Source organism: Polynucleobacter necessarius (genome assembly GCF_900096765.1).
Classification (GTDB): domain Bacteria; phylum Pseudomonadota; class Gammaproteobacteria; order Burkholderiales; family Burkholderiaceae; genus Polynucleobacter; species Polynucleobacter necessarius_F.
Map to the genome: position 1 here is coordinate 1,159,157 of NZ_LT615228.1, position 25,155 is coordinate 1,184,311.

Here is a 25,155-nt window from a genome sequence, read left to right on the forward strand (position 1 = left end):
ACTCATTTGTTTGCAACCCAATCTTTAACGCCGGCCAAGGCTGCACCTAACTTACTTGGATCATTACCCCCAGCCATCGCCATCTCTGGTTTGCCGCCACCTTTTCCGCCCACTTGCTGAGCAACAAAGTTCACGAGATCACCCGCTTTTATTTTGCCAATAGAGTCTGCTGTAACGCCAGCAATCAAACTCACCTTATCACCCTGAACAGACGCCAGAACTATCGCCGCTGTTTTCAATTTTGCCTTGAGTGCGTCCATCGTTTCGCGCAGAACCCCAGAGTCAGCACCATCTAAGCGAGCGGCCAAGACTTTCAAACCATTGATATCAATCGCTTGGCCAGCCAACTCATCGCCCTGACTGGCTGCCAATTTAGAATTCACTTTTTCTAGCTCACGTTCCGCTTGACGCAGACTATCCTGCAATTGGGCCACACGGTTTACCAAATCACCTGGGTGGGTTTTCAAAATGGCAGCGGCTTCATTTACCTTATCTTCAAGACCTTGCAGGAAATGGAGAGCGTTGTTACCAGTAACAGCTTCAATCCTACGAATACCTGCCGCCACACCGCCTTCAGAAACAATCTTCAAGCTCCCAATATCGCCTGTACGTGATACGTGGGTTCCGCCGCACAACTCCTTAGAACTACCAATTTCTAGAACACGAACTTCATCACCATACTTCTCGCCAAAGAGCATCATGGCACCAGTCTTTTGAGCATCTTCTAAGGACATGACCTTGCCTGAAGTGGCCGTGTTTTGCAAAATCTCACGATTGACAATATCTTCAATGCGACGAATTTGCTCGGCAGTAATGGGTGCGTTATGGGTGAAATCAAATCGAGTCTTAGTGGCATCAACCAAAGATCCCTTTTGCTGGACATGATCACCCAAAACCTCACGAAGCGCTTTATGCAAGATATGTGTTGCACTATGGTTGCGCATGGTGTCAGTTCTTAGCTGCGCATCCACCAAAGCGTTCAGAGTATCGCCAACCTTCAGCTCGCCCTCAAGTACTTCACCTTGGTGCCCAAACACATCAGCCTGAATCTTGAAAGTGTCATCTACTGCAAAACGAACCGTCTCATTACGCAACTCACCCTGATCGCCAACCTGGCCACCTGATTCCGCGTAAAACGGGGTGTTATCTAAAACAATCACCGCGGCATCTCCTGCCTTTATAGAGGTGACCTCAGAACCATCTATGTACAAAGCAGTCACCTTAGCACCCTCGTGCTTGAGGGTGTCATAACCGTGAAATTGGGTCGGCTGACCTTTGTAATCTAATCCCTGAGCAACTTTGAACTTACCAGCTGCCCTAGCCTGATCGCGCTGCTTTTGCATTGCCGCCTCAAAACCATCGGCATCTACCGTAACACCGCGCTCACGACAAACATCCGCAGTAAGGTCAAGGGGGAAGCCAAATGTATCGTGTAGGCGGAACGCAGTTTCACCATCAACCACTTTTGCGCCGCCAGCCAAAGCAGCATCCAAAATTTCCATACCATTGGCAATGGTTTGGAAGAAGCGCTCTTCCTCTTGCTTGAGTACTTCACTTACCTTATCTTGCGCTGCACGCAATTCAGGGTATGCATCGCCCATTTCTTTTACGAGAGCGGGAACAAGTTGGTAGAAGAATGGTTTTCGTGCGCCTAACTTATATCCATGACGAATCGCACGACGTGCAATACGACGCAATACATAACCGCGCCCAGCATTACCAGGAATCACGCCATCCACTACGATAAAACTACAGGCGCGAATATGGTCTGCAATCACCTTGAGTGAAGGGCTAGTCGCATCGCAATTTTCGCCGCCAGCTACATCCACTGCCTCCTTAGAGGCCTTGAGCAGATTGACGAAAAGGTCGATTTCATAATTAGAGTGGACATGCTGTAATACCGCTGCAATACGCTCCAGCCCCATGCCTGTATCAACGCTAGGCTTTGGCAATGGATGCATTACTCCCGCTTCATCCGGATTGAACTGCATGAAAACGTTGTTCCAAATTTCAATGAAACGATCGCCATCTTCCTCGGGGCTGCCAGGAGGGCCGCCGGGGATATGCTCACCATGATCATAAAAAATTTCAGTACATGGACCACAAGGGCCAGTATCACCCATCATCCAGAAATTATCAGAAGCGTAGCGAGCGCCTTTGTTATCGCCAATACAGATAATGCGATCGGCGGGAACGCCTATTTGGTCTTTCCAAATGGCATACGCCTCATCATCTTCCGCATAGACGGTGACCAATAACTTCTCTTTGGGCAACTGAAATACTTGAGTTAATAAATCCCAAGCAAATTGAATGGCCTCTTTTTTAAAATAGTCACCAAATGAGAAGTTTCCCAACATCTCAAAAAAGGTATGGTGACGTGCGGTGTAGCCAACATTGTCTAGGTCGTTGTGCTTGCCGCCAGCCCGGATACATTTTTGGGCAGTCGTGGCACGGGTATAGGAGCGTTTATCAAAACCGAGAAAAACGTCTTTGAACTGATTCATCCCTGCATTAGTGAACAGCAATGTAGGGTCATCCCCCGGGACAACCGGACTAGATGGAACGATTTGGTGGCCTTTTTGGGCAAAGAAATCCAGGTATGCCTGGCGAATTTGGGAGACTTTCATGTCAATAATTATCGCATTGGCACCTGTTCTGGGCAAACGCTGGACAGGACACCCCCAACCTGCCTTACAATCGCAAAACATCATTAAATAAGTCGGCACTTAAAGTCGATACGTAAGGAGCACAACTTGGAAATCCGCAATCAGAAAGATTTTGGGGCAGGCCTGATGTATATGGTTATTGGCCTATTTTTTACCTATATGGCTACCCAATATCAAATGGGCACCGCAGCCAAAATGGGTCCAGGCTACTTCCCATTCTGGCTAGGTTTGGTCTTAACCGCTCTTGGCCTATTAATTCTTGTCAAATCTCTCAGCGCCAAGGCTGCAATCGAAAAGATTCCTCCCTTTAACAGGAAAATTATTGGTCTCATTACCGGCTCGGTTGTTTTATACGGCATTCTCCTGCCAACTATGGGCTTTATTGTGGCTGTATTTGTCTTGGTATTTATGTCAGCTAGTGCAAGCCATGAATTCCACTGGAAGGGCACCCTCATTAACGCCACTTTCCTGATTGTCTTTACTTATTCGGTATTCGTTTTGGGTCTGAAACTTCAGCTCCCACTGCTACCTTTCTTTCTTCAATAACGAACTGGGATACTGAAAAATGGATTTATTTGCAAATTTAGCTCTCGGTTTTGATACTGCATTTACGCTACAAAACCTCCTCTACTGCCTTATTGGTTGCGTACTGGGAACCTTGATTGGTGTATTGCCTGGCCTTGGCCCAATCGCCACGATCGCCATGCTCTTGCCTGCAACTTATGCCTTGCCTCCAATTGCGGCATTAATCATGTTGGCCGGCATTTATTATGGCTCTCAGTACGGCGGTTCTACAACAGCGATTTTGCTCAACATTCCTGGAGAAACCTCCTCGGTGGTGACGGCGATTGACGGCTACCAAATGACCAGAAATGGTCGCGCTGGGGTCGCACTATTCACTGCTGGTATGGGTTCATTCTTTGCAGGTTGCGTGGCAACCTTAGTTTTGGCTGCTTTTGCCGCACCACTTTCCCAGCTCGCATTTAAGTTCGGTCCAGCCGAGTACTTCTCCTTAATGGTGCTGGGTTTGATTGGCGCAGTTGTGCTGGCATCAGGCTCACTAATTAAAGCGATCGGCATGATTGTGCTCGGTCTTCTAATGGGCTTGATCGGTACCGACGTGAACTCTGGTGTATCACGCTATGCCTTTGATGTTCCTGAGTTAAGCGACGGCATTGGCTTTGTCGCTGTTGCTATGGGTGTATTTGGTTTTGCGGAAATCATGAGTAACCTGGAGAAAAAAGGTGACGATGAGGGCTTCTTAAACAAGATGACCACCATGATCCCAACCAAGCAAGATGTAAAGCGCATGGTCCCCTCCATTTTGCGTGGCACTACCATTGGCTCTATCCTCGGCATCCTGCCTGGTGGCGGTGCTGCTCTGGCCGCTTTTGGCGCATATTCTGTTGAGAAAAAATCCTCCAAATACAGTAACGAATTTGGCCATGGTGCAATTGAGGGTGTTGCAGGTCCAGAGTCCGCAAACAATGCTGCCGCACAAACTTCATTTATCCCATTGCTTACTTTAGGTATTCCGCCAAATGCGGTCATGGCTTTAATGGTGGGTGCAATGACAATTCATAACATTCAACCAGGTCCACAAGTCATGAGCAGTAACCCAGCGCTGTTCTGGGGTCTGATCGCCTCCATGTGGATTGGTAATGTGATGCTGATTCTCTTGAACTTGCCCTTGATTGGTATTTGGGTCAAGCTCCTCAAGATTCCTTATCGCTTCATGTACCCAGCTATTTTGGTCTTCTGTTGTATTGGCGTGTACACCGTCAACAACACTGTATTTGACGTTTACGTAACAGCTGCTTTTGGCATCATTGGTTACCTATTCTTCAAATTAGGCTGCGAACCTCCTCCATTACTTTTGGGCTTCGTTCTTGGGCCCATGATGGAAGAAAACTTCCGCCGTGCCTTACTACTATCCCGTGGCGATTTCACAACCTTCTTAACCCGCCCGCTTTCCCTTGGATTGCTGATTGCTGCCGCACTCTTGGTAGTAATTGTTGCCCTCCCGGCGGTGAAGAAGACTCGCGAAGAAGCATTCGTAGAAGATTGATATTCCCCAGTCTTCCAGGAAACGAGCCCGCAACAGATTGCGGGCTTTTTCTTTATGGGTTCAGGGTTTTCTCTACAATATGACTATGTCCCAAGATAGCAAACTTTCCAAAGCAAATCCCGGTGCTGTAGCCGAACCCTCCAATTTCCTTCGTCAAATCATTGATCATGATTTAGCAAGCGGGGCTTTTTCTCAGCGCACGAACTTAGCTGGTGAGGCTATTCCTTCTATCATCACGCGCTTCCCGCCTGAACCTAATGGCTACTTACACATAGGTCACGCCAAAAGTATTTGCTTAAACTTTGGCTTGGCGGCGGACTACAGTAAACAAGCTGGTGGTGCGCGTTGCAATATGCGCTTAGACGATACTAACCCCGTTAAAGAGGATGTGGAATACGCTGACAGTATTTTGGAGGCCGTTCAATGGCTCGGCTTTGATTGGGGCGCTCACCTATATCACGCGAGTGATTACTTTGATCAGCTCTATCAGTTCGCAGAAATTCTGATTGAGAACGGCAAGGCTTATGTTGATAGCCAAAGTGCCGACGACATTCACACCAACCGCGGTAACTTTGGTCAGGCAGGCAAAAATAGCCCTTACCGTGACCGGAGCCCCGCTGAAAATCTCGCCCTCTTTAGAGAGATGCGCGATGGCAAGTTCAAAGACGGCGAGCATGTGTTGCGCCTGAAGATTGATATGGCCCACCCCAATATTGTGATGCGTGACCCTGTGGTCTATCGTATTCGCCACACCGATCACCATCGCACAGGCAATAAGTGGTGTATTTACCCGCTATACGACTTTACCCATTGCATCTCCGATGCTCTAGAGAACGTATCTCACTCCATCTGTACCCTGGAGTTTGAAAACAACCGCCCTCTCTATGACTGGATCATTAATTCATTAAAAGAATTGGGCGTTTTCAAAGACCCCGTTCCGCATCAGTATGAGTTTGCACGTCTTAATCTCACCTACACGATTACTAGCAAGCGCAAGCTCTTGCAGCTAGTAGAAGAGAAGCATGTGGATGGCTGGGACGATCCTCGCATGCCAACCATCGTTGGTATACGTCGTCGCGGCTATACCCCCGAAAGTATTCGTTTGTTCTGCGAGCGGATTGGCGTGTCAAAAGCTGATAGCTGGATTAATATGAGCACTCTTGATCAAGCGCTACGCGATGATCTTGAAGTTAGAGCGCCGCGAGCCACAGCAGTACTAAAACCGCTTAAGCTGGTAGTCGAGAATTTTGATGCGAATGCGAAAGAATCTTGCTCAGCTCCACGCCATCCCCAACACCCCGAGTGGGGTAATCGCGAATTTCATTTCACTCGCGAACTTTGGATTGAGGCCGATGACTTCATGCAAGAGCCTGTAAAAGGTTTCTTCCGTTTGTATCCGCCGATTGGTGATCAGCCTGGCAGTCGCGTTCGTTTGCGCCATGGTTTTGTTGTTGAATGCACCGGCTTTGAGACCGACGCACAAGGCAATGTCACCCAAGTCAATGTGACGCATTTTCCGGATAGCAAGAGCGGCACACCTGGATCCAACAATTACAAGGTTAAGGGCAATATTCACTGGATTAGCGCTGCTGAGGCCATTCCAGCTGAAGTGCGTCTTTATGACCATCTCTTCACCGATCCACACCCAGATAGCGGCGATAAGAATTTCTTGGATGCCATTAATCCAAGCTCAAAAGAAACCATTCAGGCTTATTTAGAACCCTGCATGAAAGATGCCAAACCTGAAGATCGCTTTCAGTTTGAGCGTCATGGCTATTTTGTTGCTGATAAAACCGATTCCAAACCAGGCAAACCAGTATTTAACCGCACCGTTGGTCTTAAAGATTCTTGGAAATAGTCCTCAGAAAGTCCGCTACGCTGGGATAACGTAGCGGGGTCTTTAGTTCGGATAAACGCGTGTTCGTGACTCGCCGAGATTCGCGCATAAATGACCACAGCATGGAGCTTACTATTTTTTCTAGCTCCACTGCTGGTAAACGCTCTGGTCTGGCTAGGCCAAATGCATCTGCAACCTCGTCAAAATAATCCCCCATCTTAGTCTCACCACCATCGCAAGCATTAATAATTCGCTGAGGTTTGCCACGATATACGGCCGCACAAACCAATCGAGCGAGATCATCGCTATGAATATGATTGGAATATGCATCCTCGCTTGCCAGCAAGGCTGGGGTTTTTGCCCGCAATCGATCAAGCGGCAATCGATCTCGGGCATAGATACCTGGCACTCGCAAAATGGTCAATGCTACACCGTGGGCTGGCGCCCATAAACGCAGTACCCGCTCCGCATCGACTCGCCGCTGAGCTCGCTCGCTTTGGGGATTTACAGGGGTGGTCTCACTGACTTTAGCACCTCGGTGATCTCCGTAGACGCCTGTAGTGCTGATATAGATCATCCGCCTGACGGTATTAGCTCCTTGGGCTAAAATTCTCAGTAGGTTGCGGGTTCGGCAATCACGATTTCCTTGGTTTTGTGGTGGCGCTAAATGGATCACAGTTTGAGCCAATCCAGATAACCTCCAGAGCGAGTCTGGATGATCCAAATTCCCCAAAATAGGAATCGCACCAACCTCCCTCAACTCCTGAAAGCGGTTTTGCGAAGAAGTTAAAGCAAAAACTTGATGACTCCGGGAAAGCTGACCAGCCACCCGAAGACCAATGTCACCGCAGCCAATAATCAGGATTGATGGTTTACCAAAAGATTGCATAAATGACATCGTAACGATTTATTGAAAGGAATGAGAGTGTCTTACCAGGTCACGCTCAAAACGAGCGGCAAACAATTTACAGTTAATTCAGATGAAACAGTGTTGGAGGCCGCTCTTCGCCAAGATATCAACCTGCCCTACGGTTGCAAAAATGGTGCATGCGGATCTTGCAAGGGCAAAGTGTTAGAAGGGCAAGTGAGCCATGGGCAACATAGCGAGAACGCACTAAGCAAAGCCGACGAAACCGCTGGGGGTATCTTGTTTTGCTGCTCCCACCCCCAATCAGACCTCTTAATTGAAGCCCGTGAAGTTCAAGGTGCTGGAGATATCGCTATTCGTAAGATACCTTGCCGCGTCAATACGATCATCAAGCCAAGTAATGATGTAGCGATTTTGAAACTTCAATTACCTGCCGCAGAACGTTTTCAGTTCTTAGCTGGCCAGTACCTAGAGTTTCTTCTCAAAGATGGTCAACGCCGCGCCTACTCTATTGCTAACGCACCTGCGCAAGATGGCCCTCTAGAGCTGCATATTCGCCATTTACCTGGCGGACTATTCACTGACTTTGTCTTTGGCGCAGTCAGTCCAGCACTCAAAGAAAAAGATATTTTGCGTTTTGAAGGCCCCCTAGGAAGCTTCTTCTTAAGAGAAGACTCCAAAAAACCCATTATCTTTGTAGCGGCAGGCACTGGCTTTGCGCCAATCAAATCGATCATCGAGCAGATGCAAGCTAAAAAGATTGAGCGACCAATTCATCTTTACTGGGGTGGTCGTCGCCCCTCTGATTTGTACTTAGATGCACTTTGCAAAACCTGGGAACAGGAAATCTCCAATTTCAAATACATTCCTGTGATTTCAGATGGCCTGCCTGAGGATGCATGGCAAGGCCGCACTGGCTTTGTACACCAGGCAGTGATGGAGGACCATCCATCCCTTCAGAGTTTTCAAGTATATGCTTGTGGCGCGCCGGTAATGGTCAATGCCGCTCGTAATGACTTTTCATCCAAATGTCATCTCCCTGAGGAAGAATTCTTTGCCGACTCATTTACCAGCGCAGCTGATTTAGTCGCAAACTCAGCCTCATAAAGTTAGACAATAGAAATTTGATTAGCCCCATTAACCAACTTAAGCCAGCATGAACAAACCAGCGACCATCGATACCCATTCAGTTATGTTTATTACTCAACGCCCAGATGTGGTGATGGTTGAGGGCAAAGGCTCGTGGTTAACCGACAACAATGGCAAGCGCTATTTAGATTTCTTGCAAGGCTGGGCGGTCAATTGCTTAGGTCATGGCAATCCAGGAATGATTGAGGCGCTGAATGCACAAGCAAAGAAACTCATCAATCCTAGCCCAGCGTTTTATAACGAGCCGATGATTGGTTTGTCTGATTTACTTACCCAAAATAGTTGCTTTGATAAAGTCTTCTTCGCTAATAGCGGTGCTGAAGCAAACGAAGGTGCCATTAAATTGGCGCGCAAATGGGGTCAACTGAATAAAAATGGCGCCTTTGAAATCATCACTTTTGACCATAGTTTTCATGGTCGCACATTAGCAACCATGAGTGCATCCGGAAAACCGAACTGGGATACGATGTTTGCACCTCAAGTTCCCGGCTTTCCAAAAGCAGACTTAAATGATTTGGATTCCGTCAAAAAACTAGTGACGGATAAAACTGTTGCGGTGATGTTGGAGCCCGTTCAAGGCGAAGGTGGTGTCATACCCGCCACTAAAGAGTTTATGCGTGAGCTACGCAAATTCACCAAAGAAAACAATATCTTATTGATTGTTGACGAAGTTCAAGCCGGCTGCGGACGCACTGGCACACTCTTTGCATATCAGCAATATGGTATCGAACCGGACATCATGACTTTAGGCAAAGGCATTGGCGGTGGAGTTCCCTTGGCAGCCCTCTTGACAACCGATGCGGTGGCTTGTTTTGTACCGGGCGATCAAGGTGGAACTTATAACGGAAATCCCCTCATGACTGCAGTGGGTATGAGTGTCATCACTCAACTCCTAGCCCCTGACTTTTTAGAAAGCGTTAAAGCCAAAGGTGAATTACTCAAATCCGAGCTTTTAAAGCTCTGCGCTGAATTTAATCTCGAAGGTGAGCGTGGTGAAGGTTTGTTACGCGCTCTCATGCTAGGCAAAGATATTGGGCCAAAACTAGTGGAACTGGCTCGTGATCGTAGTCCCGTAGGATTACTCATCAATTCACCAAGACCAAACTTGTTGCGTTTTATGCCCGCCCTCAACGTCAGCGATGATGAAATTTGCCAGATGTGCAATGTGCTGCGCGAATTACTAAAAGAAGTTGCTTAAGCAGCCAACTAAAAATTACTCCAAGGGCTGTAATCTACTCGCCAAGATAGGCAGCGCGCACTCGCGGATCTTGAAGTAACTCTCTCCCTGACCCGGTAAGAGTGACCAATCCGCTTTCCATGACATAAGCACGGTCAGCCATCTGCAAGGCTAAGCGCGCATTTTGCTCAACCAACAAGATGGTCATCCCGGTTGATGACAAATTGCGAATCACATCAAAAATTGTCTCCACCATAATGGGAGACAGACCCATCGAGGGCTCATCTAAGAGCAACAGCTTTGGCTGGGCCATCATGGCTCTGCCCATGGCAACCATTTGCTGCTCACCGCCAGATAAGGTTCCTGCTAACTGTGAAAGACGCTCTTTTAGTCTTGGGAAATAAGAAAAGACTTCTTCGAGTTTGAGAGCAAAAGCTTTGGGATCGCTTTTTAAAAAGGCGCCCATCTGTAAGTTTTCCAAAATAGTCATGCGCTTAAATACGCCACGACCTTCAGGCACCAAACCCAGGCCTAAGCGCGCCAGCTCATAAGCGGGCATCTGCTTAGTTTTATGGCCTACGAAATCGATTTCACCTGTAGATGGGGTAATCAATCCAGCGATTGCTTTCAGGCTAGAACTTTTACCTGCACCATTAGCACCAATGAGGGCAACTCGCCTTGATTGACATGCAGATCAATGCCTTTGACGGCATTAATTCCGCCATACGCCACCTTGAGGTCTTGCACTTGTAATAGAGCAGTCATTACACAGCCCCCTGACCTAAGTAGGCCTTAATTACTTCAGGGTGTGCAGAACATCCGCCGGCTGACCGGTCGCAATCACCTTACCGTAGTCCAGTACAGTAAGGCTGTCACAAATTCCCATCACGAGACTCACATCATGCTCAATCAATAAGATGGTTTTGCCATCTGCGCGAATGCGCAACAGCAGCTCTCGCAGCTCTAGCTTCTCAGTTGCATTCATACCAGCCGCTGGCTCATCTAATGCAAGGAGCAAAGGCTCGGTAGCTAATGCTCTAGCAATCTCTAAACGTCGCTGATGGCCATAGGAAAGATTGCGCGCCTGTATATTTGCATAATCACTCAGACCCACATAAGCAAGCAGTGCCAGAGACTTTTCTTGAATTGCACGCTCTTCTCGTTTGGCAGAAGGAAAACGAAAGATAGCACCCAATAATCCAGATTTTGTGCGGCAGTGACATCCCACCATGACATTCTCAAGCACACTCATCCCACCAAAAAGGCGAATATTCTGAAATGTCCTAGCTAGACCAGATTTAGTTACTTGGGCTACCGATTGGGGAAAATAAGAATGGCCGTTGAATAAAAATATTCCGGAATCGGCGGGATATAAACCAGTGATGACATTAAAGAAGGTAGTTTTGCCAGCACCATTAGGACCGATTAACCCCACAATAGCGCCATAAGGAACCTGCAAGCCTACCGATTCGAGTGCCTGAACCCCGCCAAATCGTTTGGATACATCGGCAACATCTAGCAAAAGATTATTCATGAGTGCTTTTTTTGCCAGATACCACCCGGGCGATAGAGCATGATTAAGATGAGTGCCAGGCCGTATATCAACTGACGAATCACTTCAACATCCACAATCACATGGCCAAATAAAAACTTCTGGACCGGCTCAGCAACACCGCGCAAGATTTCTGGGAATACCGCCAGCACAATCGCACCCAAAATGACGCCAGGGATGTGGCCAATTCCACCGAGCACAACCATCGCCAACACGACAATTGATTCCCATAAGGTAAAAGACTCAGGGGACACAAAACCCTGAAATGCCGAAAAAAGGACGCCTGCAACACCCGCAAAAGATGCACCAATTGCAAAAGCGAGTAGTTTCATATTGCGAGTATTAATGCCCATTGCTTTGGCGGCAATCTCATCTTCACGAATTGCAATCCATGCGCGGCCAATACGCGAGTCTTGTAGATGCATGCAAACAATTGCCACACTAATTGCCAGCAACAAGAATAGGTAAAACACCAAATACAAACCAGGGATTTGAACAAAGCCCAGATCTAGTGGTTTAGTAAATGAAATCCCAAATAATTGAATCGGATCAATGGCTGTAATTCCCTTGGGACCATTAGTCAGATTTAAGGGGCGATCTAAATTATTCATAAAAATACGAATAATTTCACCAAAGCCTAAAGTGACGATCGCTAAATAATCGCCTCGTAGTTGCAGAGTCGGAAGACCTAGCAATACCCCAAACAGGGCAGCCAAAATAATCGAAAAAATTGCCACCATCCAAGGTGAAAAATGCATGCCCTGCGGAAATGCGTCAGCAATAGCTTCAAAATGCTGAGGTAAGTGCGGTGATGCTAACAATGCATAGCTATAGGCACCCAAGGCATAAAAGGCGATGTAGCCTAAGTCTAAAAGACCTGCAAAACCTACAACCACATTTAATCCCAGCGCGAGAACAATATAGAGCAAGGCAAAATCGAGCACTCGCACCCAATAGTTGCACCCAATAGTTGCCGCCGCCCGCACCCACAATCCAGGGCAAAAGAATCAAGGCCAAGGCGCCCAAACAAAGATAGGTAGATCGACTCAGGTGATTTGCAAAAGGCTTTTTAAGCACGATCTGATACCTTCTCGCCAAGCAAGCCAGTTGGTCGCAAGACTAAAACCAAAATCAATACTAAGAATGCAAAGATATCTTGATAGTTAGAACCAAATACACCACCAGTCAACTCGCCAATATAACCAGCGCCTAAGGATTCAATCAGACCTAAGAGCAAACCACCCAACATGGCACCTTGCAAGTTTCCAATGCCACCCAGTACTGCAGCAGTAAAGGCTTTGAGGCCAGGGATAAAGCCCATATAAAATGCACATTACCGTAGTTACTAGCAATCATCACACCAGCTAAACCTGCTAATGCCCCACCCAACATAAACGTGATTGAAATCACGCGATTGGGATTTACACCCATCAAAGAAGCAATCTGCGTTTGCTCAGCAGTAGCACGCATTGCCCTTCCCAGCTTAGTTTTCTCGACCAAAATTAATAAGCCGCACATCACTACAAATGCAACCACAATGATCACGATTTCTTTCCCAGTAATAGTGACGCCAGTAGACCCCAAATCAATTGGGCTAGATGGCAATAATTGTGGATAGGTCATTGGGTTTCTGGACCAAATCAACATCGCAATGGTTTGTAACAAAATAGACATACCGATAGCAGAGATCAATGGCGCTAAACGCGGTGCGTTACGCAAAGGACGATAGGCAATACGCTCAATCCAATAACTGAGGCCAGCGCATACAGCCATGGTGATTGGCAACACTATCAACAATGTGAGCCAACCTGGTAAATCACTAGTCAAACTGAATATAAGGCGTAATAGCGAGAGCGAGACCATTGCACCAATCATCAACACTTCGCCATGGGCAAAGTTAATAATTCCCAACACGCCGTACACCATGGTATAACCCAAGGCGATCAAGGCATAGATGCTGCCAAGCACTAAGCCATTGACGATTTGCTGTAGAAAAATATCCATGTATTGAAATAAGAAACAATGCGTGCATAAAAAAGAGCACCGCGATTGCGATGCTCTTTTAATGTTTCTTACATATTAATGACGTCAAGAACTGTTTTCTTTTTGTCTTTGAAGTCGTATAAAGTAATCACACCCTCTTTCATATCACCTTTGCTATCAAAGGCGATATTGCCAATCAAACCATTCATTTTGGTATCGGGCATCACGAGCAAAATCTTCGCTGGATCAGTCGAGTTGGCGCGCTTCATCGCATCCGTTAACACATAGACAGCATCATAGGTAAATGGTGCATAAATTTGCACATCAGTATTAAAGCGTTCTTTGTAACGCTTTTGGAAGTCTGCACCCTGAGCCATCTTGGAGAGGGCCTTACCAGCTTCAGAGCAAGTCACATTCACCACAGCGTCACCTGCAAGCTCGGCCAACTTCTCAGTGCACATACCGTCGCCACCAACTACTTTAGCCTTGATGCCTAATTCTGCAGCTTGCTTGGTTAATGGGCCGCCAGTGGCATCCATACCACCATACATAATCACATCAGGTTTGCTGCCTTTAATTTTTGTCAGAATGGTCTTAAAGTCGGTTGCCTTATTGTTACTTGCTTCTCGAGCAACTACTTTTATGCCCGCGGCTTTTACTGTTTTCTCAAATTCATCAGCCAAGCCTTTGCCGTACTGCGATGAATCATCCACAATCGCAACTGTTTTAGCCTTCAGGGTATTGGCAACATAGTTACCTAATGCCGGGCCTTGTTGCGCATCTGTCGCTACGAGACGATAAGTCGTCTTAAAACCTTGATTGGTGTAATCAGGATTGGTCGAGGATGGAGAAATTTGGGTGATACCTGCATCGCTGTAAATTTTGGAGGCAGGAATGCTGGTGCCAGAGTTCAAATGTCCTACAACGCCAACCACTTTTGCATCAACCAATTTTTGCGCAACTTGGGTAGCGGTTTTAGGATCTTCTGCATCATCCTCAGGAACCAAAGTCAGCACTACCTTCTTGCCATCAATAGTCAACCCGGCTTTGTTAATCTCTTCAAGAGCTAAGCGTGCGCCATTCTCATTATCTTTACCCAAATGAGCAATGGGGGCCTGTCAAAGGAGCCACATGCCCAATCTTGACCTCAATACTGTCAGATGGAGCTGCGGCAGACTTGTCTTCACCTTTGCCACAACCAGCCAAAATCAAAGCACTAGCCGATAAAGCAATGGCTGTTTTCATAAAAATCACTTTTGACGCTTTTAAATTAACCATCTACAGCTCCTTTGTTATGGATCAATACTTCAGTCAACTAAATTTTTTGGTAATGAGAAAGTAACATCTTCAACAACTCCAGATAGAGCTCGTACTTGTCTAGGTCCAAACTCCTGAATTTTGCTCACAATTGCTTGCGCTAAACTCTCTGGAGCTGAGGCTCCAGCTGTTAAGCCTACGCGTTTTTTTCCTGCGAACCACTCTGGCCTCAATTGCTCAGGCGCATCCACCATGTAAGAAGGTACGCCCAACTTTTCAGATAACTCCCGCAAACGATTCGAGTTCGAACTAGTGGCGCTACCCACCACAATAGCGACCTCTACTTGGGGTGCCATGAATTTCACCGCATCTTGTCGGTTCTGAGTGGCGTAGCAAATATCTTGTTTGCGCGGCTGAACAATATTAGGAAATTTTTTCGTGAGTGCTTCAACAATTTCTTTAGTTTCATCTACAGACAAAGTAGTTTGCGTGACAAATGCAATTTTTTCTTCGGCGGCAAAAGGAAGACTCGCAATATCACCCACTTTTTCAATCAGAAAAATACCTTCCTTCACTTGCCCCATCGTACCTTCAACCTCTGGATGGCCAACGTGACCAATCATCAAGACTGTAAAGCCTTCTTTACACATTTTGATCACTTCAAGATGCACCTTAGTCACCAGTGGGCAGGTAGCGTCATAAACCTGCAGGCCACGTTCCTGCGCATCTTTACGCACCTCCTGAGAAACACCGTGCGCACTAAACACCACAATCCCACCTTTAGGCACCTCATCCAATTCCTCAACAAATACCGCGCCCTTATCACGCAACTCATTCACTACATAAACGTTGTGAACAATTTCATGACGAACATAAATTGGCGCACCAAATCGTGTAAGCGCCTCATTCACAATATTGATTGCACGATCAACACCCGCACAAAAGCCGCGGGGCTGAGCCATCAAAATTTCAGCGTTATCTGTTGTGCTCATACCTTAAAGAATTGCAACGATCTCTGCTTCAAAAGTGACTTCTCTTCCTGCCAGAGGATGATTAAAGTCGAACCATGCACCTTCACTATCAATCGATTGCAATACTCCAGCGTATTGCGCACCACCAGGAGCATTGAACTCAATCACATCGCCTGGATTAAATCCCACATCATCTTCGCGCCCCTCTTTGAGGGCTTTCAAAGAAACCCATTGCACCAAATCTTCTTTGCGCTCGCCAAAACTTTCATCGGGCGAAAGTAAGGCACATTTCTTATCACCCACTCCAAGACCTAATAACACCTTTTCAAAACAAGGCGCAAATTGTCCAGATCCCATCAGCACCGTCGCCGGACGATCAACAAAAGTGTTGATGTAATCCTCCCCATTGGGCAAAGTGAGTCGGTAATTGAGGGTCAAGTAGGAGTTGGGCAAAACAGTAAGCTTAGTCATAAGGTGATTGTATCTAGGCCACAATCGATCGTGGAATCTCCCATCACTAGTTGGCCCAAAAATGAGCAACCCAGAGAAAAACTACGCCTTCATGGTGCACGCTGCTTAAGTGATGCCGAACTCTTGGCCATCTTTTTACGAGTTGGCGTCAAAGGCAAAAATGCTGTGACCTTGGCACAAGACCTGATTCACTACTTCGGCAGCCTGCCTCGTCTGCTAGCGAGCACCGCGGAGGAATTTATTCAAATTCATGGGGTTGGCCTCTCAAAATGGACCCAAATACAGGCTGCTTATGAACTTGTAAAGCGCAGTCTGGAGGATGGATTGGCCCAAAAATCGATTTTTTCCTCCCCAGAGCATGTAAAAGAGTTTTTGCAAAGTAAAATCGGCAGGTTACCCCATGAGGTCTTCTTGTGCCTTTACCTGGACTCATCCCTACACCTCATTGAGTGTCAAGAACTCTTCAGAGGCTCTATTACCCACACCACAGTCTACCCACGAGAAATTCTCAAAGAAGCTTTGGCTAGGAATGCAAGCGCCCTTATCGTTGCCCATAACCACCCTAGTGGAAATCCCTTGCCCAGCAATGCTGATCAGGAACTGACTAGAACCCTAATTCATGCTCTGCAGTGGGTGGATATTTCCCTACTTGATCACTATATTGTGAGCAATAGCGGTTTTTTCTCTTTTTCTGAGTCAGGACTTATGAATGTTGATTAATAAAGAAAGTAATTACTTACTTATTAAGCTTTGCTGCGAAATTAAGGATTTTTTTAGCTTATTTACCCCTCCAAACTATTGAATAATGCTAATTAGAGGTAGCCCAAAATAGGCATTGACTGTTACAATCTTCTCTTTTCGCAATTAATGTTAATGGAGTTATGTCATGGCAAAAGTTTGCCAAGTCACTGGGAAAAAGCCGATGGTTGGCAACAATGTATCCCATGCAAACAATAAAACGAAGCGTCGCTTTCTGCCGAATCTGCAAAACCGTCGTTTCTGGGTTGAATCTGAAAACCGTTGGATTAGCTTGCGCTTAACCAATGCTGGTTTGCGCGTCATCGACAAAAATGGCATCGATGCTATTTTGTCTGATCTTCGTGCACGTGGCGAAATTTAAGGAGCGCACAAATGGCTAAAGGCGGTAGAGAAAAAATTAAGTTAGAGTCATCAGCGGGTACTGGTCACTTCTACACAACTTCAAAAAACAAGCGTACTAAGCCTGAGAAGATGGAGATCATGAAGTTTGATCCTACTATTCGCAAGCACGTTGCTTATAAAGAAACAAAGCTGAAGTAATCGTCCAAACGATCCTTGCTTCATGCAAATGAAAAAACCCGCTTTAAGCGGGTTTTTTATTACCTCAATTTTCATTAAGGGGATTGGTTAATTTCTATTTACGCGTAACGACGTAATCTTAATGAGAACTCACGTAGGCTAGTTAAACCACTGTCCTCAGCGCGCTGACACCATGCATGCAGCTGAGAAAGCAACTGTTCCTTAGTAGCGCTAGAGCGACCCCAAATAGCCTGAAGATCACGACGCATTTCAATCATCTTACGTAATTGAGCATTACTTGCCATCAACTCCTCAAGCTTGGCTTTTTCCTGCTCAGTTAAACGTGACTCATCTTTAGATAACCAGGTGCGGGCATCACTCAAGTGGGTGGCCAAAACTTGCATATGCTGGACTTCATTGCTGAAGAAACGACGCAAGGTTTTACTGTAGCGCGCCATGATTTCATAACGGTTCGCAATGATTGCCTCAAGAGTATTTTGATCAGCAGGTCGCAAATCACTTAATACGGGTTTTGGTGGAGTTTTCTTGACAGTTGCAAGACCAACAGCACTCATTAACTGAATATACAGCCAGCCAATATCAAACTCATACCATTTGTTTGAAAGCTTTGCGCTGGTGGCAAAGGTATGGTGATTATTATGCAGCTCTTCACCGCCAATCAAAATTCCCCAAGGGAAAATATTGGTAGAAGCATCTTCACAATCAAAATTGCGATAGCCCCAGAAGTGCCCGATACCGTTAATCACGCCAGCTGCGGTAATTGGGATCCACAACATCTGCACCGCCCAAACTGTTAAGCCAATTGCGCCAAACAACAAGACATCAATGATCAGCATGATGGCAACACCCTGCCAAGAAAATTTGGAGTAAATGTTGCGCTCAATCCAATCATTCGGCGTGCCATGCCCAAACTTATCCAATGTCTCTTGATTCTTAGCCTCTTGCTTGTACAGCTCAGCGCCGCGAGATAGCACAGTGCCGATGCCTAAGATTTGTGGGCTATGTGGATCATCAACCGTTTCGCACTTAGCGTGATGTTTGCGGTGAATAGATGCCCACTCTTTAGTCACCATGCCCGTCGTCAGCCAGAGCCAAAAACGGAAAAAATGGGAAGCGATCTGATGTAGATCTAAGGCACGATGAGCCTGGCAACGATGCAAAAAGATAGTGACTGCTGCAATCGTAATGTGGGTGGCTACCAGAGTAAAAACTACGATCTTCCACCATGACCAGTCCAAAAAACCATGGGCAAGCCAGTTAAGGAATAAATCAAAACCTGAAGCTGTATTCAAAAGGAAGTCCTAAAGAGGTCTAAAACCTCATTTTAATTCTTCTACAGCTTTCTTGGTTTTGACTTTTACCAGCTTTACCTCATCTTTTTCAGAGTCCTCAGCCTTCGCAGCTGCTTTTTTTTGGAAAACAGCCCCAAAAAAGCCATCAGTGCCATGAATATGTGGCCATAACTGCCACCAAGGGTTATCTGGGGAGCAGCCTAAAGGTAATTTTTCCTTTGGAAACAATGGTTTAAGAACTTCTGCCGCTGGAATGGCCTCAAAATTGGGGTTTTGAGCCAAAAATGCTTTTGCAATAGCCTGATTTTCCTGGGGCAATAGACTACAAGTGGCATATACCAGACGACCCCCTGGCTTTAAAAGGCGGGCGGCAGAGGTCAAAATACTCATCTGCTTCTGGTTGAGCTCCGTTACTCCTGCAGGGGTTTGACGCCACTTGAGGTCCGGATTGCGACGAAGTGTACCCATGCCACTACAAGGGGCATCAACCAAGACGCGATCAATCTTTCCAGCTAAGCGTTTGATCTTGGCATCATTCTCACTATCAATCCATACTGGATGGACGTTTGAAAGGCCGCTGCGGGCCTGCCTTGGCTTTAGATTAGCTAGGCGGCGCTCTGATGTATCAAAAGCATACAAGCGGCCTGTAGAGCGCATTAAGGCGCCAATCGCCAATGTTTTACCGCCAGCACCAGCACAAAAATCGACGACCATCTCGCCGCGCTTTGGCGCGAGCAAGTAAGCCAAGAGCTGACTACCTTCGTCCTGTACTTCAAACATGCCCGCTTTAAAGCCGGCAGTATTTTGCAGTGCGGGCTTACCCATAATCCGCACACCATCGGGTGCGTATGGTGTCGGTATAGCTTGATAGCGACCACCCAATGCATTCATCTGCGCAAGCAGTTCTTCACGATTGGTTTTCATAGTGTTTGCACGCAAATCCAAAAGTGCTGGATGCATCAATGACTTTGCTAACTCTTCGCGCGATTCTTCACCGGGATATTTTCCAAAGGCATCCCATAACCATTCGGGCAAATTGTTTCGTACAAGCGGATTTAAAGCAGCTGGGTCAACCGTTGCAAAGCGTTGTAACCACTCATATTCACCAGGCTTTAATACATGCGCTAAGTCAGCAATAGCACTCTCTGCGCGGTTGGCAGAACCCAAGCCACCCTCTGACAGAGCGGACAGCAAACCCAATAGGGCTAAGCGTCTAGCTTGAGATCCTTCACCACTTACGGCAAATTGCGAGAACTCATTTTTACGACGCAAAATTGCAAAGGCACTCTCTGCAATGAGAGCACGATCACGATTTCCCAGTTGCGGTTCTGCACGAAAATAACGACTGACAACACGATCAGCAGGCTGCTCAAAACTCAGTAACTCTGGTAGCAATCGCTCTAAGTGAATTGCATGTTGCGGTAATGCTTTTGCGTTAGAGAAATTCTTTTGGCCTTCAGGCGCAATAAGGTTGCCACTAGCATTGCGTCGTTCGGGACGACGCAAAGGGTCTCTTGATTTCGCTGCGTAACTTTTATGCGGGGCCAATCTGCTGCCAGATTTCCGCTGCGGACGTTCTGCACTCATAATTTAAAAAATTGCGACTCAGGGGGTTGTAACTTCACTTGATTACCTTCTATTCGCAATCGTCCATCAAGGAACCATTTTACGGCCCGTGGGTAAATCTGATGCTCAGCAGTTAAAACACGAGCCGCAAGAGTGTCAGGGGTATCTCCTGCCAAGACTGGAACGGAGGCTTGGCAAATAATCGGCCCCTCATCGACCCCTTCATTGACGAAATGGACTGTAGCCCCGTGCTCTTGCACGCCGGCCTCTAAAGCGCGCTCGTGAGTATGCAATCCTGGGAATGCTGGGAGGAGTGCTGGGTGAATATTGATTAAGCGACCCTCAAAATGACGGATAAAGCCAGGAGTCAAAATTCTCATAAAACCAGCCAAGACCACCAAATCGGCCCCTAACTCATCAATTTTCGCAATCAAGGCGGCATCAAAGGATTCACGACTAGCGTGCTCCTTGTGTTCTATGGCAAATGCTGAAATACCCTGGGAGCGAGCAAAATCAAGGCCCTTGGCCCCAGAGTGATTGGCTATGACCCCAGCAAATTTGACCGGCCACTGCTCTTTTTGAGCAGTTTTGACGATGGCCTCGAAATTCGATCCGCGGCCTGAGATTAAGGTAACGATAGAAAGCATGCCCACAATATAATTGATGGCTACCCTGAAAGCGATTTTGTGAACGTATTCCGTGGCCCGACCCAGTTTTCTGCAGGACCTGCTTGTGCCCTAACCATCGGAAATTTCGATGGCGTGCACAGGGGTCATCGCGCCCTGCTCAAACAATTAGTAGACAGCGCCAAGGAGCGCGGCCTAGTGAGCTGCGTGATGACGTTTGAACCACACCCAAAAGAATTCTTTTCACCGGATCAAACTCCCCCACGGATCCTGAACCTGCGAGATAAATTAGCTGCGCTATCTGCGTTGGGAATTGACCGGGTAGTCGTTGAACACTTCAATGCAACTTTTGCCCGTCTATCTCCAGAAGAATTTGTTTCTGAAATTATTGTCAAGCGCCTGAACGTCAAATGGATTCTGATTGGCGATGATTTTTGCTACGGTGCAAAACGTGCCGGTAATTTTGCAAGCCTCAAAGCAGCTGGCGAAAAATATGGTTTCGAGGTTTCTAGCATCCAAACAATTTTGGAAGATGGCGAACGTATTTCGAGCTCAGCGTTACGTACTGCATTGGCCAATGGCGACATGAAGCAAGCAGAAAAATTATTGGGTCGCCCTTATGCCATTTCGGGACATGTCATTCATGGTCAGAAATTGGGTCGCACACTCGGCTTTCCCACATTGAACTTAGCGTTTGCAAATCATCTCCATCACCGCAAGCCAGCAACGACCGGAATTTTTACTGCGCAAGTTTTGGGTCTAGGCGATAAAGCCTTGCCGGCTGTGGCTAGCCTAGGCGTACGCCCTACTGTAGAAGACGAAGGTCGCGTATTGCTTGAAACTCATATTTTCGATTACCAACAAGATGTCTACGGAAAAATTATTACGGTAGAACTCTTGGAGAAAATTCGTGATGAGGCCAAGTATGATGACCTCGACACCCTTACTAAAGCTATTGCAGCAGATGCAGAGCACGCCAGAAATTATTTCCAGAAAAAAGCGTATGTCTGAAAAAGAAAATTCTTATCCCGTCAATTTGTTAGACACCTCCTTTCCAATGCGAGGAGATCTGGCTAAACGTGAACCGCAATGGGTTTCACAATGGCAGAAAAATAAGCTCTACGAAAAAATTCGTGCAGCCCACGCTAATCAACCAAAGTTCATATTGCATGATGGCCCCCCTTATGCAAATGGTGATATTCATATTGGGCACGCGGTTAATAAGATTCTGAAAGACATGATTGTCAAATCTCGTTGGCTGATGGGCTTTGATTCTGCTTATGTACCGGGCTGGGATTGCCACGGCATGCCAATTGAAATTCAGATTGAAAAACAATTTGGCAAAAATTTACCAACAGCTGAAGTTCAAGCTAAAGCTCGTGCTTATGCACAGGTTCAAGTGGATAAGCAAAAGAAAGATTTCGAACGTTTGGGTGTATTAGGAGATTGGAATAACCCTTACCTCACCATGAACTACCGCAATGAGGCCGATGAAATCCGTGCCTTAGGCAAGATCTGGGAAAAAGGCTATGTCTTTCGCGGCTTAAAACCGGTGAACTGGTGTTTTGACTGCGGTTCAGCCCTAGCTGAAGCCGAAGTGGAATATCAAGACAAAACTGACCCAACCGTGGATGTTGGTTTTGCTTTTGATGATGCACAGCGCCCACAACTAGCAAAAGCATTTGGCCTTGCTGAGCTCCCAAACAAGCCAGGTCAAATTGTGATCTGGACCACTACACCTTGGACCATCCCCGCAAACCAGGCGATGAACGTTCACCCAGAGCTCACTTATGCACTGGTCGATGTTGGCAACAAATTGCTGATTCTGGCAAAAGACCGTGTTGAAACCTGTTTGCAAGATTATGGTCTCGAGGGCAAAGTCATTGCCACTTGCTTTGGTGCGCAGCTAGCCTATATCTCCTTCTGGCACCCCTTAGCACCCTTGCATGAGGGCTACAAGCGTCTGTCTCCCATCTATCCAGCTGATTACGTCACACTGGACACCGGCACAGGAATTGTTCACTCTGCGCCAGCTTATGGCGAGGAAGACTTTAAGTCTTGCAAAGCAAATCAGCTTGCTGATAAAGATATTCTCAATCCAGTCATGGGCAATGGTGTGTATGCGTCTTGGTTACCTTTATTCGCCAACGAATATATCTGGAAAGCCAATCCAAAAATTGTCGAAGCCATGCGTGATGCCGGCAGCTTGCTCCGCGATAAAACCTATACACACTCATATATGCATTGCTGGCGCCATAAGTCGCCGATTATTTACCGCGCTACCTCACAGTGGTTTGCCAGCATGGATAAAAAGCCATCCGATGGCAATGCCAGCTTGCGCGAAACTGCATTAGCAGGAATTGATAGTACTGATTTCTTCCCTGCATGGGGTAAACAACGTTTACACAACATGATTGCCAATCGTCCTGACTGGACCTTGTCACGTCAGCGTCAATGGGGCGTCCCAATGGCCTTCTTTGTACACAAAGAAACTGGTGATCCACATCCACGTACAGTCGAGCTGCTCGAAGAGGTAGCCAAGCGCGTTGAAAAGGGTGGTATCGAAGCCTGGCAACAACTTGAGGCATCTGAATTGCTCGGTGATGAAGCCGCTCAATACGAAAAGAATCGTGACACTCTAGATGTATGGTTTGACTCCGGCACCACTCATTGGCATGTGATTCGTGGATCCCATCGCAATGAACTACTCACCGCTGAAGCAGAGACACCGAATGGACGTTTAGCCGACCTTTACCTTGAAGGCTCAGACCAACATCGTGGTTGGTTCCATTCCTCATTACTGACTGGTGCAATGCTAGATGGTAAACCGCCTTACAAGGCATTGCTGACACACGGCTTTACCGTTGATGGCCAAGGTCGCAAAATGAGTAAATCTGTGGGTAACGTGATTGCCCCACAACAAGTTGCAGATAAGTTAGGCGCTGAAATTATTCGCCTCTGGGTTGCTTCTACTGACTACTCAGGAGAAATGACTATTTCCGATGAGATTCTTAAGCGCGTCACCGAAAGCTATCGTCGCATTCGCAATACCTTACGCTTCTTGCTGGCTAATCTTTCGGATTTTGATCCTGCTAAGCATTCAATGCCTTCAGAAAAGTGGCTTGAGATTGATCGCTACGCTGTGGCGCTGGCTAACCAATTGCAAGTTGATATCGAAGCGCATTACAAGGCCTATGAGTTCCACCCTGCTGTGGCTCGCATACTTACCTTCTGCTCGGAAGATTTAGGCGGTTTCTACTTAGACATCCTGAAAGATCGTCTTTACACTAGCGCGCCAGATTCAGCTGATCGTAGAGCAGCGCAAAACGCGCTGTTCCACATCACTCGCAATCTATTGAAATGGCTTTCACCCTTCCTCTCCTTTACCGCAGAAGAAGCTTGGCAAGCTTTCCCGCATGGTTCAGGGGCTAAAACGTCTGAGTCTATCTTCATGGAAGAATTTGGCGCATTCCCCGAAATTGCCCATCCTGATGAGTTATTGGCTAAGTGGAATCGAATCCGCGAAATCCGCTCCGAAGTTACCAAAGCGATTGAAGTGGAACGTGAGGCTGGCAATGTGGGATCTTCATTACAAGCAGAGCTGAAGATCAAGCTTGGCGATGTCGATTTCGCCATCCTGCATTCGCTCCAGGATGACTTGCGCTTTATCACCATTACCTCAAGCGCAAATATTGAACTGAGTAACGCAGGTTTAGAAGTTCTGGTTCGCGGCAGCCAATACAAAAAATGTGGCCGCTGCTGGCACCACACCAAAGATGTTGGTGCCAATGCAGAACATCCAGAACTATGTGGCCGCTGTATTAGCAACTTATTTGGCGATGGCGATCATCGCTTATTTGCTTAAGTGAACTTTTGATGAGCACCCCATTTCTGCGCTACATTACAGTTGCTACGATCACCTTACTCTCAGATCAAACTACGAAATGGTGGGCTCTGAGCCACCTGCAAATGGGTGCGCCAGAATCAGTGCTGCCATTTCTGAACTGGCTATTACTCTTTAATCCAGGTGCAGCATTTTCTTTTTTAGCTCAAAGCTCTGGTTGGCAACGTTGGTTTTTTACCCTACTTGGTTTGGCCGCTTGCATCTACATTGTTGTTATCTTGCGCAAACACCAAGACGACAAACTCCTCTGCGTAGCACTGAGTCTGATTTTAGGTGGCGCCCTAGGCAACGTATTAGATCGCCTGATGTATGGCGCAGTAGTGGACTTCATTGATATGCACTATGCAAACTGGCATTGGCCAGCTTTTAATATCGCTGATAGCGCCATTTGCATAGGCGCCATCCTCATCATTTTTGGTGAATTGCGCAAGTCATTTGGCAAATCCCCACAATCCCATTAAGCTGGCGC

General features: G+C 46.8%; 18 protein-coding genes and 5 pseudogenes. 11 read left to right on the plus strand and 12 right to left on the minus strand.

Annotated features, from left to right (window positions below):
* Positions 1 to 2 precede the first annotated feature (2 nt).
* The gene (gene alaS / locus DXE33_RS06030) at positions 3 to 2,627 is read right to left on the minus strand and encodes an alanine--tRNA ligase (RefSeq protein WP_114639096.1); all 2,625 of its coding nucleotides are present in this window, start codon (positions 2,625 to 2,627) and stop codon (positions 3 to 5) included.
* 126 nt (positions 2,628 to 2,753) lie between these two features.
* Between alaS and DXE33_RS06035 the strand changes: the two genes are divergently transcribed.
* From DXE33_RS06035 to DXE33_RS06045, 3 genes are all read left to right on the plus strand, one after another.
* The gene (locus DXE33_RS06035; protein ID WP_114639097.1) at positions 2,754 to 3,212 is read left to right on the plus strand and encodes a tripartite tricarboxylate transporter TctB family protein; all 459 of its coding nucleotides are present in this window, start codon (positions 2,754 to 2,756) and stop codon (positions 3,210 to 3,212) included.
* Between the two features lie 19 nt (positions 3,213 to 3,231).
* Positions 3,232 to 4,734: a tripartite tricarboxylate transporter permease gene (locus DXE33_RS06040; RefSeq protein WP_114639098.1), complete on the plus strand. Its 1,503-nt coding sequence runs from the start codon at positions 3,232 to 3,234 to the stop codon at positions 4,732 to 4,734.
* Positions 4,735 to 4,819: 85 nt separating this feature from the next.
* A complete protein-coding gene (locus DXE33_RS06045; RefSeq protein ID WP_114639099.1) occupies positions 4,820 to 6,592 on the plus strand; it encodes a glutamine--tRNA ligase/YqeY domain fusion protein in 1,773 nt (590 codons plus the stop codon).
* Here the strand turns inward: DXE33_RS06045 and DXE33_RS06050 are convergent.
* Positions 6,573 to 7,469 carry an SDR family oxidoreductase gene (locus DXE33_RS06050; RefSeq protein ID WP_231970421.1) on the minus strand — a complete coding sequence of 299 codons (897 nt, stop codon included), beginning with the start codon at positions 7,467 to 7,469 and terminating at the stop codon, positions 6,573 to 6,575. The two genes, DXE33_RS06045 and DXE33_RS06050, sit on opposite strands and share 20 nt — an antisense overlap.
* Before the next feature lie 27 nt (positions 7,470 to 7,496).
* Here DXE33_RS06050 and DXE33_RS06055 point away from each other — a divergent pair, with 27 nt between their 5' ends.
* Positions 7,497 to 8,546 (plus strand): CDP-6-deoxy-delta-3,4-glucoseen reductase, encoded by a 1,050-nt coding sequence (locus DXE33_RS06055; protein WP_114639100.1) that lies wholly within the window; start codon positions 7,497 to 7,499, stop codon positions 8,544 to 8,546.
* 49 nt (positions 8,547 to 8,595) lie between these two features.
* Positions 8,596 to 9,786 carry an acetylornithine transaminase gene (locus DXE33_RS06060; protein WP_114639101.1) on the plus strand — a complete coding sequence of 397 codons (1,191 nt, stop codon included), beginning with the start codon at positions 8,596 to 8,598 and terminating at the stop codon, positions 9,784 to 9,786.
* Between the two features lie 34 nt (positions 9,787 to 9,820).
* Here the strand turns inward: DXE33_RS06060 and DXE33_RS06065 are convergent.
* From DXE33_RS06065 to DXE33_RS06095, 7 genes and pseudogenes are all read right to left on the minus strand, one after another.
* Positions 9,821 to 10,530 (minus strand): annotated as a pseudogene (locus DXE33_RS06065) (ABC transporter ATP-binding protein).
* Positions 10,530 to 11,299, minus strand: a pseudogene (locus tag DXE33_RS06070) (ABC transporter ATP-binding protein). Before DXE33_RS06070 ends, DXE33_RS06065 begins: the two co-directional pseudogenes overlap by 1 nt.
* A pseudogene (locus DXE33_RS06075) lies at positions 11,296 to 12,285 on the minus strand (branched-chain amino acid ABC transporter permease); the annotation flags it as partial. The pseudogenes DXE33_RS06075 and DXE33_RS06070, both read right to left, overlap by 4 nt.
* A 101-nt stretch (positions 12,286 to 12,386) precedes the next feature.
* A pseudogene (locus tag DXE33_RS06080) lies at positions 12,387 to 13,321 on the minus strand (branched-chain amino acid ABC transporter permease).
* Between the two features lie 68 nt (positions 13,322 to 13,389).
* Positions 13,390 to 14,545, minus strand: a pseudogene (locus DXE33_RS06085) (branched-chain amino acid ABC transporter substrate-binding protein).
* 62 nt (positions 14,546 to 14,607) lie between these two features.
* Complete coding sequence (gene ispH, locus DXE33_RS06090; protein WP_114639102.1) at positions 14,608 to 15,549, minus strand: 4-hydroxy-3-methylbut-2-enyl diphosphate reductase; 942 nt, start codon at positions 15,547 to 15,549, stop codon at positions 14,608 to 14,610.
* A 3-nt stretch (positions 15,550 to 15,552) separates the two neighbouring features.
* Positions 15,553 to 15,999 (minus strand): FKBP-type peptidyl-prolyl cis-trans isomerase, encoded by a 447-nt coding sequence (locus DXE33_RS06095; protein WP_114639103.1) that lies wholly within the window; start codon positions 15,997 to 15,999, stop codon positions 15,553 to 15,555.
* Positions 16,000 to 16,029: 30 nt separating this feature from the next.
* Between DXE33_RS06095 and radC the strand changes: the two genes are divergently transcribed.
* From radC to rpmG, 3 genes are all read left to right on the plus strand, one after another.
* Positions 16,030 to 16,719: a RadC family protein gene (radC, locus tag DXE33_RS06100; RefSeq protein WP_231970422.1), complete on the plus strand. Its 690-nt coding sequence runs from the start codon at positions 16,030 to 16,032 to the stop codon at positions 16,717 to 16,719.
* A gap of 166 nt (positions 16,720 to 16,885) precedes the next feature.
* Positions 16,886 to 17,119 carry a 50S ribosomal protein L28 gene (gene rpmB / locus DXE33_RS06105; protein ID WP_114639105.1) on the plus strand — a complete coding sequence of 78 codons (234 nt, stop codon included), beginning with the start codon at positions 16,886 to 16,888 and terminating at the stop codon, positions 17,117 to 17,119.
* Between the two features lie 11 nt (positions 17,120 to 17,130).
* Positions 17,131 to 17,298: a 50S ribosomal protein L33 gene (gene rpmG / locus DXE33_RS06110; protein ID WP_015421876.1), complete on the plus strand. Its 168-nt coding sequence runs from the start codon at positions 17,131 to 17,133 to the stop codon at positions 17,296 to 17,298.
* A gap of 98 nt (positions 17,299 to 17,396) precedes the next feature.
* Here the strand turns inward: rpmG and DXE33_RS06115 are convergent, their stop codons facing one another.
* The 3 genes from DXE33_RS06115 to purN are packed head-to-tail and all read right to left on the minus strand — an operon-like array spanning position 17,397 to position 20,803.
* Positions 17,397 to 18,590 carry a DesA family fatty acid desaturase gene (locus DXE33_RS06115; RefSeq protein ID WP_114639106.1) on the minus strand — a complete coding sequence of 398 codons (1,194 nt, stop codon included), beginning with the start codon at positions 18,588 to 18,590 and terminating at the stop codon, positions 17,397 to 17,399.
* Between the two features lie 27 nt (positions 18,591 to 18,617).
* Positions 18,618 to 20,177, minus strand: coding sequence for an RsmB/NOP family class I SAM-dependent RNA methyltransferase (locus DXE33_RS06120; protein ID WP_114639107.1), 1,560 nt, complete (start codon positions 20,175 to 20,177; stop codon positions 18,618 to 18,620).
* Complete coding sequence (purN, locus tag DXE33_RS06125) at positions 20,174 to 20,803, minus strand: phosphoribosylglycinamide formyltransferase (RefSeq protein WP_114639108.1); 630 nt, start codon at positions 20,801 to 20,803, stop codon at positions 20,174 to 20,176. Before purN ends, DXE33_RS06120 begins: the two co-directional genes overlap by 4 nt.
* A 39-nt stretch (positions 20,804 to 20,842) precedes the next feature.
* On the opposite strand from purN, the gene DXE33_RS06130 reads away from it, so the two are divergent.
* Genes DXE33_RS06130 through lspA form a run of 3 tightly spaced genes read left to right on the plus strand, consistent with a single transcriptional unit; the run spans position 20,843 to position 25,147 of the window.
* Positions 20,843 to 21,793 (plus strand): bifunctional riboflavin kinase/FAD synthetase, encoded by a 951-nt coding sequence (locus DXE33_RS06130; protein ID WP_114639109.1) that lies wholly within the window; start codon positions 20,843 to 20,845, stop codon positions 21,791 to 21,793.
* Positions 21,768 to 24,647 carry an isoleucine--tRNA ligase gene (gene ileS, locus DXE33_RS06135; protein WP_408634202.1) on the plus strand — a complete coding sequence of 960 codons (2,880 nt, stop codon included), beginning with the start codon at positions 21,768 to 21,770 and terminating at the stop codon, positions 24,645 to 24,647. Before DXE33_RS06130 ends, ileS begins: the two co-directional genes overlap by 26 nt.
* Before the next feature lie 11 nt (positions 24,648 to 24,658).
* A complete protein-coding gene (lspA, locus tag DXE33_RS06140) occupies positions 24,659 to 25,147 on the plus strand; it encodes a signal peptidase II (RefSeq protein WP_114639111.1) in 489 nt (162 codons plus the stop codon).
* Positions 25,148 to 25,155: the final 8 nt, after the last annotated feature.